General features: G+C 40.8%; 14 protein-coding genes. 2 read left to right on the top strand and 12 right to left on the bottom strand.

Annotation, left to right across the window (positions count from 1 at the left end; translation table 11 throughout):
• Window position 1: 1 nt before the first annotated feature.
• The 11 genes from PYW30_RS01100 to recR all read right to left on the bottom strand — a co-directional run bounded on the left by PYW30_RS01100 (window position 2) and on the right by recR (window position 11,926).
• Window positions 2–1,573 carry a peptide chain release factor 3 gene (locus PYW30_RS01100; RefSeq protein WP_042217643.1) on the bottom strand — a complete coding sequence of 524 codons (1,572 nt, stop codon included), beginning with the start codon at window positions 1,571–1,573 and terminating at the stop codon, window positions 2–4.
• 107 nt (window positions 1,574–1,680) lie between these two features.
• A complete protein-coding gene (locus PYW30_RS01095) occupies window positions 1,681–2,124 on the bottom strand; it encodes a divergent PAP2 family protein (RefSeq protein ID WP_014024213.1) in 444 nt (147 codons plus the stop codon).
• Window positions 2,125–2,278: 154 nt separating this feature from the next.
• Window positions 2,279–3,214: an ABC transporter ATP-binding protein gene (locus PYW30_RS01090; RefSeq protein WP_042217645.1), complete on the bottom strand. Its 936-nt coding sequence runs from the start codon at window positions 3,212–3,214 to the stop codon at window positions 2,279–2,281.
• Window positions 3,214–4,275, bottom strand: a complete 1,062-nt coding sequence (locus PYW30_RS01085; protein WP_014024211.1) for an ABC transporter ATP-binding protein — start codon at window positions 4,273–4,275, stop codon at window positions 3,214–3,216. Before PYW30_RS01085 ends, PYW30_RS01090 begins: the two co-directional genes overlap by 1 nt.
• A 16-nt stretch (window positions 4,276–4,291) precedes the next feature.
• A complete protein-coding gene (locus tag PYW30_RS01080; protein ID WP_003133820.1) occupies window positions 4,292–5,326 on the bottom strand; it encodes an ABC transporter permease in 1,035 nt (344 codons plus the stop codon).
• Window positions 5,327–5,341: 15 nt separating this feature from the next.
• Window positions 5,342–6,259, bottom strand: coding sequence for an ABC transporter permease (locus PYW30_RS01075; RefSeq protein ID WP_003133819.1), 918 nt, complete (start codon window positions 6,257–6,259; stop codon window positions 5,342–5,344).
• Window positions 6,260–6,332: 73 nt separating this feature from the next.
• On the bottom strand, window positions 6,333–8,006 hold the full coding sequence (locus PYW30_RS01070; protein WP_003133817.1) for a peptide ABC transporter substrate-binding protein: 1,674 nt from the start codon (window positions 8,004–8,006) through the stop codon (window positions 6,333–6,335).
• Between the two features lie 323 nt (window positions 8,007–8,329).
• The gene (locus PYW30_RS01065) at window positions 8,330–9,661 is read right to left on the bottom strand and encodes a UDP-N-acetylmuramoyl-tripeptide--D-alanyl-D-alanine ligase (RefSeq protein WP_042217648.1); all 1,332 of its coding nucleotides are present in this window, start codon (window positions 9,659–9,661) and stop codon (window positions 8,330–8,332) included.
• Between the two features lie 103 nt (window positions 9,662–9,764).
• Window positions 9,765–10,031, bottom strand: a complete 267-nt coding sequence (locus tag PYW30_RS01060) for a metal-sensitive transcriptional regulator (protein WP_003133815.1) — start codon at window positions 10,029–10,031, stop codon at window positions 9,765–9,767.
• Window positions 10,032–10,261: 230 nt separating this feature from the next.
• Window positions 10,262–11,311, bottom strand: coding sequence for a D-alanine--D-alanine ligase (locus PYW30_RS01055; protein ID WP_042217651.1), 1,050 nt, complete (start codon window positions 11,309–11,311; stop codon window positions 10,262–10,264).
• A gap of 12 nt (window positions 11,312–11,323) precedes the next feature.
• Window positions 11,324–11,926, bottom strand: a complete 603-nt coding sequence (gene recR, locus PYW30_RS01050) for a recombination mediator RecR (RefSeq protein WP_003133811.1) — start codon at window positions 11,924–11,926, stop codon at window positions 11,324–11,326.
• 265 nt (window positions 11,927–12,191) lie between these two features.
• On the opposite strand from recR, the gene PYW30_RS01045 reads away from it, so the two are divergent.
• Window positions 12,192–13,109, top strand: coding sequence for an alpha/beta fold hydrolase (locus PYW30_RS01045; RefSeq protein WP_042217653.1), 918 nt, complete (start codon window positions 12,192–12,194; stop codon window positions 13,107–13,109).
• On the opposite strand, the gene PYW30_RS01040 is transcribed toward PYW30_RS01045, so the two are convergent.
• Window positions 13,072–13,914: a LysR family transcriptional regulator gene (locus PYW30_RS01040; RefSeq protein WP_014024207.1), complete on the bottom strand. Its 843-nt coding sequence runs from the start codon at window positions 13,912–13,914 to the stop codon at window positions 13,072–13,074. The two genes, PYW30_RS01045 and PYW30_RS01040, sit on opposite strands and share 38 nt — an antisense overlap.
• A gap of 156 nt (window positions 13,915–14,070) precedes the next feature.
• On the opposite strand from PYW30_RS01040, the gene PYW30_RS01035 reads away from it, so the two are divergent.
• Window positions 14,071–15,003: a TDT family transporter gene (locus tag PYW30_RS01035; RefSeq protein ID WP_042217655.1), complete on the top strand. Its 933-nt coding sequence runs from the start codon at window positions 14,071–14,073 to the stop codon at window positions 15,001–15,003.
• Window positions 15,004–15,033 lie beyond the last annotated feature (30 nt).

The following is a 15,033-nucleotide window of genomic DNA, read 5'->3' as shown; positions in this document are numbered from 1 at the left end:
ATTAAACAGAGAATTGCTCCATCAATTCTACATCAGGATATTTATCTTTAAACCAACGCATGGCAAAGTCGTTTTCAAAGAGGAAGAGCGGGTGATCGAAGCGATCTCGTGCAAGGATATTACGGCTTGACGACATCTTTTCATCCAAATCTTCAGGTTTAATCCAACGGACTGTCTTGCTCCCCATTGGCGTCATGATGATTTCTGAATTATACTCGTTCTCCATCCGGTGTTTGAACACTTCAAATTGCAGTTGTCCAACTGCACCAAGCATAATTTCCCCTGTCGTATAGGTTTTGTAGAGCTGTATCGCCCCTTCTTGTACCAACTGCTCAATCCCTTTTTGGAATGATTTTTGCTTCATGACATTTTTAGCAGTCACGCGCATGAAAAGTTCCGGTGTGAAAGTGGGTAGCGGTTCAAAAGGCGTTTTAAGTTTACCTGTGGTCAGTGTATCACCAACCTGGTAAGTTCCTGTATCGTAAACCCCGATGATATCACCTGCTACAGCGTTTTCGACATTTTCACGAGATTCTGCCATAAACTGAGTAACGTTTGAAAGTTTGACTTGTTTCCCTGTACGAAGGAGTTTCACGCCCATTCCTCGCTCAAATTCGCCCGATACAATCCGCACAAAGGCAATCCGGTCGCGGTGACGGATATCCATGTTGGCTTGAATCTTAAAGACAAAACCTGAGAATTCTTCACGTAATGGATCGATGATTTCATCCTCAACAGTCTTATGTCCATTAGGCTCTGGTGCGTAAGTTAAGAAGGTGTCCAAGAAGGTTTCAACCCCAAAGTCCGTCAAGGCCGAACCAAAGAAGACAGGTGTCAACTGACCCGCAAGTACTTCTTCCTCGTCAAATTCATTCCCAGCATCAAGTAAGAGTTCCGCATCTTCCATGGCTTGTGCGTAGAAAGGATTACTTGTCAGTGGGTGGCTGGCATCAATCTCACCATTTTCTCCAAATTCGATGAAGCGCTGACCGTTTTCAGGCTGATAAACTTCAATACGTTTGTTATAAAAGTCATAGAGACCTTGGAAATTTTTCCCCATACCGATTGGCCAGTTCATTGGCACAGAAGCGATACCCAAGATATCTTCCAATTCACTCAGTAAATCCAGGGGTTCACGTCCATCACGGTCCAATTTATTAATAAATGTAAATACCGGAATGCCACGGCGTTTCACAACTTGGAAAAGTTTTTTAGTTTGGGCCTCAATACCTTTGGCGCTATCGATTACCATGACTGCAGCATCAACGGCCATCAAGGTACGGTAAGTGTCTTCTGAGAAATCCTCGTGTCCTGGTGTATCCAAGATATTCACGCGCTTACCAGCATAATCAAACTGCATAACTGATGAAGTCACAGAAATCCCACGTTCTTTTTCAATGTCCATCCAGTCCGATTTTGCAAAATTTCCTGTTTTACGTGCTTTGACAGTTCCAGCCTCACGGATGGCTCCACCAAATTTAAGGAGTTGTTCTGTTATTGTTGTTTTACCAGCATCCGGGTGACTGATGATGGCAAAGGTACGGCGTTTTTTTATTTCTTCTGCTCTATTCATTTTTTAACCTATTCTTATCAAAATATATGCCTTATTATTATAGCAAAAAAACAGGGAAACTGTTCTTTATCAATTGCTATATGGCCTTTAGGAGCTTTGTGATGTCTTTAATTCATTAAAAGAGCCACGATAATTCCTAAAATTGCGCCACCCAAGACTTGAAAAGGCGTATGACCCAGAAGTTCTTTTAAGGCTTTTTCCGCATTTATCTTAGGGTTTTCAATTGTTTTGATAATAATATTTAAAATATAAGCATGAGTCCCTGCTTGACGCCTTATGCCTTGCGCATCATACATCACGACAAAGGCAAAAACGGTAGCAACAGCAAATACAGCGGAGTCAAAACCTTGCGAAAGACCTGTTGCTGTGGTCATAGAAACTACCAAAGCACTGTGCGAGCTCGGCATACCACCTGTAGCAAAAAGCAATCGCCAATCCAACCTACGGTAGCGAAAAATATCGACAATAATTTTGATGATTTGTGCAGCAAACCATCCCACGATGGCTGTAATTAAAATTTGGTTACTTATAATTTCAGTAAAAAAGTTCATCATCCTTCCTCTTTTCTCTTTCGTTTATAAAAATAATGTGCCCCACCTTAACTTCATTTTATACCATTTATGCTAAATTCAATAATAAAATAGTCCCTAGATACTTTTCAGTGATTTATAAAAAAACTACACCCTCCAAGGTGCAGTAATTTTTTTATAGCATTGCAATTTTTCTGTATTCTTCGGCTTCTTCTTCCGTCGAAAGAACAAAGTGTCCTGGCGTAATTTCACGCAATTCACGCGGCTGCCCATCCAACTCTGTTGTTGGATCATAAGCTTGTGGGACACGGCTACGCTCTGAGATTGGATCCGGCGCAGGAATGGCACTCAACAACGATTGTGTGTAAGGGTGTAAAGCATTGTTGTAAACCTGATCAGATGTTCCGATTTCCAGAATTTTACCCCAGTGCATCACTCCGATTCGGTCCGAGATGTATTTTACCATAGATAAATCATGGGCGATGAACAGATAAGTCAAGCCTTCTTTTTCCTGAATATCACGCATTAAGTTAACAACCTGAGCCTGAATAGAGACGTCCAAAGCTGAGATTGGCTCATCAGCCACGATGAATTTAGGGTTTACCGCCAAGGCACGGGCGATACCGATACGTTGACGTTGCCCCCCTGAGAATTCATGAGGATAACGCGTCATATGGTCTTGGTTAAGACCAACGAGCTTGAGAAGTTCTTTGACCTTTTCTGTACGTTCTTCGTTATTCTTAGCCAATCCGTTTACATCAATACCTTCAGCAATGATGTCTTTGACCCGCATTCTGCCGTTCAGTGAAGCTTGTGGGTCTTGGAAAATCATTTGTACTTTTTCACGGAATTTTTTCAGCTCAACACCTTTAATCTTGCTGACATCATTGCCGTTAAAGTGGATTTCTCCTTTATTGATGTCGTAAAGCTTCATGATTGCACGGCCAATTGTTGTTTTACCTGAACCAGATTCACCTACGAGACCAAAGGTTTCTCCCTCATAGATATGAAAGGAAACGTCATTAATGGCTTTGTTGACATTCTTTTTACCTTTGTTGAAAACCAGGTCAACACCTTTGAATTCGACAAGTTTTTTTCTTTCTTCAGTCATTATTCAGCATTTCCCTTCATTTTCATTTTTTCCCAACGCATCCAGCGTTGTTGGATATTTTCAGATGGCAGAACTTTAGGTGAGCGTTCATCTAAGAGCCATGATTTTACTTGATGTGTGGGCGACACTTCAAAATAAGGGGGTTCTTCTTCAAAGTCGATTTCGAGAGCGTGTTGGTTACGTAAGGCAAAAGCATCACCTTTTGGTGGATGGAGCAAGTCCGGAGGTGTTCCTGGAATGGAAACCAAACGTTCAACATCAGTGTCCACCGTTGGCATAGAATCGAGAAGCCCCCATGTATAAGGGTGTTGTGGGTTATAGAAAATTTCTTCTACTGTACCATACTCCACAATCTCACCTGCATACATTACGGCCACACGATCAGCAAAACCAGCAACTACCCCCAAATCATGGGTAATAAAGATAATCGATGATTCAATACGCTGTTGGAGCTCTGACATCATTTGCATGATTTGTGCTTGGATAGTAACGTCCAAAGCTGTCGTCGGTTCATCCGCGATAAGAATTTCTGGATCAGCTGCAAGCGCGATGGCAATAACTGCACGTTGGCGCATCCCACCTGACCATTGGTGTGGATAGTCATTGATGTGCTGCTCACTTTGGGGAATCCCTACAGCCTTCATCAATTCCAAAGCTTTTACTAAAGCCTCTTTCTTTTTCATCCCTCTGTGCTTGATCAATGGCTCAGCAATTTGGTTACCAATGCGCATGGTCGGATCAAGCGAAGTCATCGGATCTTGGAAAATCATCGAGATTTCATTGCCGCGAATCTTTTGCCAATCTTCTTCTTTGATGTCTAAGAGATTACGTCCTTTAAAGAGAATCTCACCTTTAGGAATCACGGCATTTGCTGCATTGAGGCCCATAAGCGTTTTCGTGGTTACAGATTTCCCTGAACCTGATTCACCAACGATAGCTAAGGTTTCCCCTTTTTTCAAATCAAACGAAACGTCACGGATGGCTTTGACCTTCCCAGCATATGTTTTGAAATGAACATGCAGATTTTTTACTTCAAGTACTTTTTCTTCTTTTTCAGTCATTTTACTTCCTCATTTCTTAGTCTTGGCCTGATTTTGGATCGAAAGCGTCACGTAAGCCATAACCAAAGAGGAAGAAGGCGAGTGACAGGAGAGACAAGACTACTGCAGGTACTGCAACTTGGAATGGATAGAATTGCAAGCTTTGAATACCATCTGAAATCAATGAACCTAGCGATGCTGTTGGTGGTTTAACCCCCAAGTTAATCGCTGAAAGAACCGCTTCAAAGAAAATTACCGATGGAATATCAAACATAATTTGTACGATAATAACACCTAACATGTTTGGAATAAGGTGTTTAACCATGATTTTGAACGGGCTGGCACCTAAGGTTTTCGCAGCAAGAACAAACTCACGTTCCTTGAGTGATAAGGTCATATTCCTTACCTGGCGGGCAATCCCTGTCCAGATGAAGAGACCAATCGCAAGGACAATCGAAACTATACCTTGCCCAAGCAAGAGCCCAAACATAGTTACAATAACCAAACTTGGGATAGAGCTTATGATCTCAATGATACGTTGCATAACCGTATCCACTTTTCCGCCAATCCAACCGGAGATTAAGCCATAAGTAATCCCGATCAGGACGTCAAAGACGATAGAGGCAAAGGCGATAATCAAGGAAATCCGTAAACCAACGATTGTCCGTTTGGCAATCGAACGCCCTAACGAATCTGTACCAAAGATAAAAGATTCACCTTCTGGTACATTCTGTACTTGGTAGAGATCTTCTGCGATTGTACTCCCTGGCGCTGCAAAGTTACCGTTCCAGCCAGGAATATTCACATTCCCAAGCTTAGGAGGTAAGTTTTTATAAGTTTGAACCGCATTCGGATCAAAGTTATTGGCTGCTGATTGTGGGACAAAAAATGTTGAAACCACAGAAAACAACAAGGTGAAGATAACGACAACCATCGCTACCATTGCTACTTTATTTTTCTTAAAACGTCGCCATGCATCTTGCCAAAAAGTGAGGGCAGGTTTTGCGATCATTTCACTCGCTTCAAAATCACGGTTTGTTACAAGTTTAAATTTACTATTAATATTTTCCATTTTCTCCCCTCCTTTCTAGTCCAAACGTACACGTGGATCAACAAATGCTGTAATAATATCGGTGATCAAAATCATCGCCATCAGCATTACGGCATAGACAACTGTAGTACCCATGATGACTGGGAAATCTTTTGAAGGAATCGACTGTACAAACTGTTGACCGATACCAGGAATCGAGAAGATTGACTCGATAAGAACAGAACCTGTCAAGAGTCCAGCACTCATTGGGCCAATCAGTGTCAGCATTGGAATCAATGAGTTACGGATCGCATGTTTCCATAAGACTTCACGATCAGATAAACCTTTGGCACGTGCCAGAAGGATATAGTCTGATGAAAGCGACTCGATCATCTGTGCACGTACAAAACTCATGACCTGTGACATTGGAGCAAAGGAGAGCGCAAGCGACGGTAAGATAGTTTGTGCAAATGTTCCCCAGCCTGATACGGGAAGAAGTTCCCAAGTATAACCAAAGTAGAGGAGGAGTAAAGTACCTACGATGAAGGAAGGTACTGAGAAGAAGACTGTAGAGATAATACTTAACAGTCCATCCACCCATGTGTTTTTGAAGCGGGCAGCAACAACACCAAAGAATGTTCCGACAACGACACCGATAATCAAGGCTTGGAAACCAAGTTGTGCTGAGACCGGAAGACGTTGTGCGATCATTGTGCTTACAGGTTGGTTGGCAAAGGTAAATGATGTACCGAAGTTACCCGTGAAAGCATTTTGGAGATAAATGAAGTACTGCACAATAAGAGGTTTATCTAAACCATATGCAACATTTAATTGTTGAATTTGCTCTGGAGTTAATTTAGGGTTATTAAAGGGTGTTCCTGGCATTACCTGCATCAGGAAGAAAGTCGCTGTAATAACTACAAATAATGTTAAGAGCATCAATAAGATACGTTTTACAAGATATTTAGCTAACATATAAAAATTCCTTAATAAAAACACGAAAAGTAGGCCTAATAAGCCCTACTTATTCGTTTGATGTTAGTGCCTACTATTTTTCGATGTAAACACCTTTGAGATCGTAAGACAAACCTGTTGAGTTGAATTGCAAACCTTTAAGGTGTTGGTTACGGAGTGCTGGTGTTGCACGGTAATACAGTGGGTTGATGCTTGATTCATTAAAGAGTGCTGCTTCAGCATCTTTATATGCTGCATCACGTGCTTTGTCATCCAAGACTACTGGCAATGTCGATGCTTTTGTCCATGCTGCTTGATATGCAGGATTTACAAATTTACCGTCGTTATAACCTGAGCCATCTGCAAAGAGTTGCAAGAATGTTGATGGTTCAGCGTAGTCACCACCCCAGAGTGAGAGAACCACATCAAAGTTTTGGTTTTGTGAATCTTTCAAACGTTGTTGGAAAGGTACGATTTTTTGAGTAAGTGTCAAGCCTGGCAATGTTTTAGAAAGTGAAGCTTGCAAGAAGTCAGCAACAGATTTTGAAACTGGCGCATCTGCATCGGTTGTGTACTGAATGTTCAGTGATGTCACACCAATTTCTTTCAGACCTTTTTCCCAAAGTTCTTTAGCTTTTGCCGCATCAAAATTGTAATCTTGTTTTGCAAATTCAGCGAAATCTTTACCATCTGCTGTGACAGACATACCTGCTGGTGTGAATGTTTGTGCTACTGTACCCGCTGGAATGAATTGATCAACGATACTCTTACGGTCAGTCGCAAGATTCAAAGCATCACGGATATTTTTATTTTGCAATGCTTTAGCTACTTCTGGGCTTGTTGTACCACCGCCTGATTGGTTATATTGAAGGTAAGCCGTTGTTGCTTCTTTCAAGACCACAAGATCTTTACCATCATTGTAACCTTTATTGGCGTTGTACAAGTCCATAGTACCTAAGCTGGCTTGGTCCAATTTACCTTGTTTGAAGAGTTGAACTGCTGTGTTCGGGTTAGATTGAACAGTGTAATCAATTTCGTCTGATTTCACATTGTCTTTGTCATAGTAATCTGGATTTTTCACAAGAGAATAACTGTTGTTTGTACCTGTCCAGCCAGCATCTTTTTTGAAGATGAACGGTCCAGAGTAAACAACTTTATCAGATGAAGTTCCATATTGTTTACCAAATTCTTCAACAGCTGATTTGTTTACAGGATAGTAAACGCTGTTTGCCAAAAGGAATTTAAAGTAAGGTGTTGGTTGCGTCAAAGTGATCACCAACTCGTGGTCGCCATTAGCTTTCACACCCAACTGGTTAAGGTCTTTAATCTTACCTGTGTTAATTTCATTAGCATTCTTGATGTTACCAAGCAAGTAAGCGTATTGTGAACCTGTTGCAGGGTTTACAGCACGTTGCCATGAATAAAGGAAGTCTTTTGCTGTCAATTCATCGCCGTTTGACCATTTCAAGCCATCACGCAAAGTGATGGTATATGTCAAGCCATCATCAGAGACCTTAATATCCGATGCCATCGCATTTTGCGCCACACCTTTGTCATCCACACGTGTCAATCCTTCTTGGGTATTCCCGATGAAGAGGTTTGAGTAAGTGTCTGTAGCCAAGCCCGAATCCAATGTAGCAATATTTGTCGGAACGGAAAGTTGTGGGTTAGCTGTCTTAGAGCCACCTCCGCCATTTCCACATGCTGCCAAGAGCCCGACCGAAGCCAGGGCAAGTGTTCCTAATGATACTTTTTTCCAATTATCCATGTAACATCCTCTTTCTGTTTGACTTATCCGACAATTTGCATTTGTTTATTATTGTCTGAAAATTTATTATGTTCTCTATTATACTTAATTCAATCTGAATTGTAAAGACTTTTCTACATATTTTTTCTAAATTTTTGCCATTTAAATTTTTTATACGCCATTTCCGAACATTATCTGACAATTTCACAATATAACTTCACTCTTAGCACAAGACTGCTTTTGAAAAAGCAAAAAAGCGAGGCTAATTCTCCTCGCGCTTCCTGCGTATTATCATTCTAATCTGCTAAAGCAGAAAGAATGATAATAAAAAAGCACTTGCGTGCTTAGTTTTGTAACCCTTCAACGATTGTTCCTAAATTCATGCTGTTAGAGCCTTTGAGTAAAAGTTGATCTTGAGGTTGAAGCGTATTTTGAATCGCCTCGGTCAATTCATTAAGATCGGTAAAGTATGATACTTTATCTTCTGGTAATTCTGCCAGCAAATATTTCATCAAGTCGCCATAGAGGTAAACGTGGTCCATTTTGGAGAAATCAATTGCTGAAGCAATGCCTGCGTGAAGTCCTGGAGCTTGTTCCCCTAGTTCGAGCATATCAGCAAGAACAGTGAGTTTACGTCCCCCTGCATTTTTCGGAATAGCTTGGAAGGTTTCCAAGATAAGTCTCATGGCCGTTGGGTTAGCATTGTAAACATCACTAAGAATATCTGCGCCATTACTTGCCTTCTTCCACTCGGTCCGGTTACGTGTCAAGGCAACATGCGAAAGCGCGTGTTTAATTTTAGCCTCGTCAACGTCAAGTAAAGTCCCCACATAGGCTGCGAGCATTGCATTAGTTGCATTAAATTTACCCGGCACAGGGATTGTCATTTCTTCATCTAAGAAGTTTGTGGTGAAACTGAGTTGATCCTTGTGTTCGATAAGCTTTGTGACAAAAATATCCTCATCTGGTCCAAAACGCGTAATTTTTGTGTCTGTGGGTAAATACTTATTAATAATCTTATCTGCAGGCACAATAAGTTCGCCATCGGGGCGCAAGCCCGCCTTAATTCCAAGCTTCCCTTCCGCAATTTTCTCACGTGTACCGAAAAATTCCAAATGCGATTCCCCAATAAGTGTGACAAGAGCAATTTTTGGCTTCGCTATTTTAGATAGAAGATCAATATCCCCCAAACGATCCATGCCCATCTCCAACACGATTTTTTCAGTATCATCAGGCATATGAAGAACGGTATAAGGCATTCCAATTTCGTTATTGTAATTGCCTTGTGTCTTATAAGTCTTATATTTTTCCGAAAGGACAGCCTGAATCATGTCTTTGGTTGTGGTTTTCCCATTTGATCCTGTCACAGCAATTACTTCTACTGCTGTTTTTTCTAGGTAATACTGGGCTAATTTTTGGAAAGCTTCCAAACAATCCTCAACACGTAAGTGAGGTTGAACTACTTCTTGTTCTGCAAAGGTCGCAAGAGCTCCTTGTGCAAAGGCCGTGTCAATAAACGTATGACCATCTCTTGCACCTTTAAGGGGCAAAAAGAGATCGCCTTTTTGGATTTTGCGGCTGTCAAACTCAATATTATGAATTTCTGTATCTGCCAATTCTGACCAATTATTTGTTGCGCCGACAACGCGGGCTATTTCGTGTAGTGTTAGTTTCATGATGAGTTTATTATATCAAAAGTCCTTTCATAACGCACCGATTCGCCATAAAAATACAGTGTATGGTTGTCAACTGTAGCCTTATAACCCTGCTCAAAAACAATTACTTTTTAATAATCATTTTTATGGCCTGACTTATTTTCTTCTCACGTTCTTTTTCATCGTCACCTTCTAAGAGTAGCAGGCAGTTTTGTAAATTTTCAGCTACAATCAGACCGATTAGACTGTCTAAGCTTGAACGTACTGCTTTAAGTTGTGTCACTACAGCATCACAATCTTTTTCTTCTTCGAGCATGCGCAACACGCCTTGCAGCTGACCATCAGCTCTTTTCAATCTATTTTTGGTCTTGCTGTCGTAAATTGTTCCCATGTGTATCTCCTCTTTCCTCTCATTATATAGGGCAACTCATAATTTGTCAAAAAGAGTGTGCTCATCCCTCTCACTACGCGCTTTACTCCATCATTCTAATCTGCTAAAGCAGAAAGAAGGACTGAAGGTTCACAACTCGCTTCGCTCCCTGCGTATTATCATTCTAATCTGCTAAAGCAGAAAGAATGATAATAAAAACTTCAGGTTCGTGGCCTGAAGTTGTTCTATTTTTATAAGAGGTGACTTTCACGAATTTCGAAGGCTTCTTGAGCCAGAGAGACAAGTTCTTCAATCAACTCACTGTAGGAAAGTCCCATATTTTCCCAGAGCAAGGGGTACATTGACCATTGTGTAAATCCTGGAATTGCATTAATCTCGTTGAGATAGATATCTCCTTTTTGATCATAGAAAAAGTCACAACGGGAGAGCCCTGCACCATTCATAGCTTGATAAGCCTTTTCAGCATAATGACGCATTTTCTCTGCGACTTCTGCTGGAATATCCGCAGGAATTGCCATTTCGATTTTATTATCGATGTATTTTGAACGGTAGTCATAAAAATCAACATCTTTAACGACTTCACCAGGTAGTGTTGAGCGTACTTTGCCACCATTTCCTAAAACGGCACATTCGATTTCTTGCGCATTCACTCCTTGTTCAATCACCACACGGTTATCATATTTGTAAGCTTCTGCAAGCCCTGCTTCTAACTCTTCTAAGCTGCTTACTTTAGAAATGCCGACACTTGAACCCATATTGGCTGGCTTGACAAAAACAGGGAAATTCAGTTTATCTTGAACTTCTGCATGAATTTTTTCTTGATTTTCATCAGCATATGCCGCAACATAAGGAACTTGCGGTACACCTACAGCGGTAAACACATGCTTAGCTAAAAGTTTATCCATCGTACTGCTGGCCGATAAAATATTTGGACCAACATAAGCCAGGCGCATAATTTCTAAGAAGCCTTGAATTGAGCCATCTTCACCCATAGGCCCATGTAAAACAGGGAAAACAACTGCATCTTTTTCATAAATGTCCGATGGGGCAACTTTTTGTTCCGACTTGACCGTTTGATTGGTCATTAATTTTTCATTTTCTGCGGGTGTTTCAGTGAATTCTTGTGTTTTGATAAAATCACCAGCTTGACTGATGAAGTAAGTCTTCACTCTAAACTTGTCATAGTTCACTGCGCGCATTACGCTTTCAGCTGAAAGAACGGAAACTTCTCGTTCTGCACTTCGACCGCCATATAATAAAATCAATGTTTCTTTTGACATAATTTTCTCCACTTAAATTTCCATACGATTTTCAACTGCTTTGGACAGGGTAACTTCATCCGCATACTCAATGTCTGAGCCGACTGCAAGGCCACGCGCTAAGCGCGTCACTTTGATTCCAGCGGGTTTAATCATCCGTGAAAGATACATCGCCGTTGCTTCACCATCAGATGTTGCATTTGTCGCGAGAATAACTTCTTCTACTTCACTCTCACCCATGAGGCGAGTCAAGAGGCTTTTTACGTTAATCTCGTCCGGTCCTATACCATTCATGGGGCTAATCGTGCCATGTAAAACATGATACAGCCCTCTGTATTCGCGAATTTTCTCCATTGCTAAGACATCTTTACTTTCCTCTACAACCAATATGGTTGTGCGATCACGCAGAGGATCTTCACAGATAGCACAGGGATCACTCTCTGTCAGATTACCGCAGACGGAGCAAAAACGTAAATCACGTTTTGCTGAAATAAGGTTTCGGGCAAATTCATTGACATCTTGATCATCCATTCCAATCGTGTGAAAGGCGAGACGTGTTGCTGTTTTTTGTCCGATACCGGGCAGTTTGCTAAAGCTTTCTATAAGTTTAGCGATTGGTTCTGGATAATATACCATGCGTTCCTTTCTTCTTTCTGTGTGATAAAGTCATAACTATTATACCACACCTTCCGCTCTGAGAATTATCCCTCAACTCTGCGAAAGTATTCTACCTTGCAAATATAAGATATTGTGTATTATACCATAACTTAGATTTCTGTACATTTAAGCCTAAAGTGCTTTCAAAGAACGCCAATCGCTCTCAAGGCAACAGCAGCTTGACCACTTTTTTGTTATAATAAATTTCAATCCTGATAATGATTTACTGAAAGAGGACTTCCCGATGGTTGAACAATACACACTGCAATCTAGCGATGAGCAAACTGAGCTACATCTTCTTTACTGGCCGCTTGAACATCCAAAGGCGCTTATCCAAATCATTCATGGGATGGCAGAAAACATTGAACGCTACCACGCTTTTGCCCTCTACCTCAATAGTTTGGGGTTCGCAGTGGTCGGTCATGATCACTTAGGACATGGGCAATCCGTACAACAACAAGAACCAATTTATGGTTACTTTGGTGCCGCTGGCCCTCAAAATGTCATCTCTGATATTTATAAGGTCAAAACTTGGGCAAAAGAAAAACATCCCACACTGCCTTATTTCATGATGGGGCACAGTATGGGTTCTTTTGCTTTGCGTAACGTTCTGCAAGATTATCCTGTTGATATTCAGGGGGCAATATTTATGGGTACGGGAACAAGTCCTCTCCATTTGAACTTCTTCCTGCCCTTCATTAAGAAAATAAGCCAAAAAAAACCAAAGGTTGTTGCTCCTTTGATAGACAAGCTTGCTTTTGGTAACTATAGCAAAAAATTCCCTGAAACGGGGAATTTCAACTGGCTTTCGAAAAACCAAAGGAATGTCTCTTCTTATGAAAATGACCCTCTACTCGGCTTTACTTTTACCCGTAATGGTTTTGCGACACTTTTCTCACTGGTCCATAGAGCCAATCAAAAAAACTGGATGCATAATATGCCCACGGACTTGCCCACCCTCATTATCAGCGGTGCTGATGATCCGGTAGGCGACTGGGGCAAAGGACCGCAAAAAGTTTATCAGAAACTCCAAAAAGCAGGCTTTAATCATCTCAAACTCCAGCTTTTTCCTGAATTACGTCATGAGATTCTCTTTGAGACAGAATACGAAGAGGTCTACCACACTATTGGCGACTGGTTAATGCAACATCTCCCACAATAGATTCTCTGATATGCTGTACGATTTCTAGCATGAGAGGGTCTTTTTCTTCTGCATAAGTAATGCTGGTAAAGCTCCGCTGATACTTGTTGCCTAAACTTTGATACGGCATTCCTTCTGAAATAAAGCGTTTTGAAATTAAAGAAACACCTAAGCCCGCTTGAATGTGGGCAATAATCATGTCATTATTGTTCATTCTTACCAAGTAACGTGGGGTAAAGCTTTCTTCTTGGAGATATTTCTTGATGTAATGTCCCACGCCTGAGCCAATTTCTCTTGTAAAGAAAGTCTCGCTCTCTAAGTTTCCAGCAAGGACCAATTCATCTTTAAACAGTGGAAAGGTTTCTACTTGCTCACTTGCCAAAGGTTTTTCGATAATACCAAAATGCAAATCATGGTTTTCAACCCTATTAAAAACTTCTTCCGAATCGTACATGGATATTTTTAAATCAATCTGATCCAAATAAGGCACAAGTTTAGGGTACAGCAAAGGCATAATTCCAATAGCTGCACTCTGTGATATCCCAATCTTAAAGGGTTTCTTTGCAAGTGTCGTCTGGTTGAGCTCAGCTTGTAAGTTTTCCCAGTCTTGAACATATTGGACTGCTTTCTTATAGAGTAATTTTGCTGCTTCCGTAGGAATAACTTCACGGTTCTTCCCGCGAATGAAAAGCGAATTGCCTACTTCTTCTTCTAATTTCTTTATCCTGACCGTCACTGTGGGCTGGGAAATAAACAAGTACTGTCCTGCTTTGGTAAAACTCCGCGTTTCATATATGGCAATGAAGGTTTCAAACAGTGAAAACATATGTCTCCTTTATTTTTTATTACTTTTTTCTATTACTATAATTACAATAATTCATTTTACAAATTAAATCAAGTGTTTTATACTTAAAGCAGTGCTTGAACTGTAAGATTCTCTACAGCTCACATTCAATAATCATGTACATACTAGGAGTTCTCAATGAAACAAGTATTTTTAAATTTTTTGAAAAAAATCCCTATCCCTATTTGTGGCCTAATTTTAGGTATGGTCTCCTTAGGAAATCTACTTTATTCCAAAGGATTCACATTTCTAGGAAATATTTTTGACCTTGTGGGTCTCTTTTTTATGTTTCTCATCATGTTGAAACTAATTTTTACGATGCGCCATCTACTGGAAGCTCTTAAAGATCCTATCGTTGGCTCAGTTTCCCCCACTTTCACCATGGCTTGGATGGTCATTTGTGTCTTTCTCAATAGGATTTTCCCCCACTCAAGTCTGGTTTACTTCATTTGGTTGTGTGCTATTTTCCTGCATTTTCTCTTAATGGCTTATTTTGTTGCTCTTCACATCTTACCGCAAAAGGTTGGAATGGTCCATGTCTACCCGAGCTGGTTTATTACCTTTGTGGGCTTGGGGGTTATCCCCAATACAGCAACAGTATTTAATATAGAAATTGGCCGTATCGTGCTTTGGCCTGCGCTTCTCTTCTATTTTATATTGCTCCCGATTATCACACATCGTATCTTTATTTTCAAGAAAATGCATGAGTCGACTCTTCCGCTCATCACCATTCTTACAGCGCCAGGATCTCTCTGTTTAGCAGCCTATCTCACTGTGACAGAAAGCAAATCAAATCTTTTTGTACTCTGTTTATTCTTGCTTTCACAGTTGATTTATCTTGCAACTGTGGTGCTCGTTATCCCTTTGCTCCGGCTCCCTTTTTATCCAAGCTACGCTGCCTTTACCTTCCCATTGGTCATTTCTGCTACTGCAGTTCATCTTATGGCTCAAAGTTATCCTGCCTTCACAGCCTTACTCACTCCTCTCTCCGTGATAGAACTTGTGATTGCCTTCTTTGCAGTTGCTTACGTTTTGATTCGTTATAGCTACTTTTTAGTCAAAAAAGCTTAAATTAAAACCAGCTCTCATTGAGCTGGTTTT

Origin of the sequence: Lactococcus garvieae subsp. garvieae (assembly GCF_029024465.1) — a bacterium.
GTDB classification, from domain to species: Bacteria; Bacillota; Bacilli; order Lactobacillales; family Streptococcaceae; genus Lactococcus; species Lactococcus garvieae.
The sequence above is the reverse complement of the archived record's forward strand: the minus strand, read 5'-3'. Positions and strand labels throughout refer to the sequence as shown.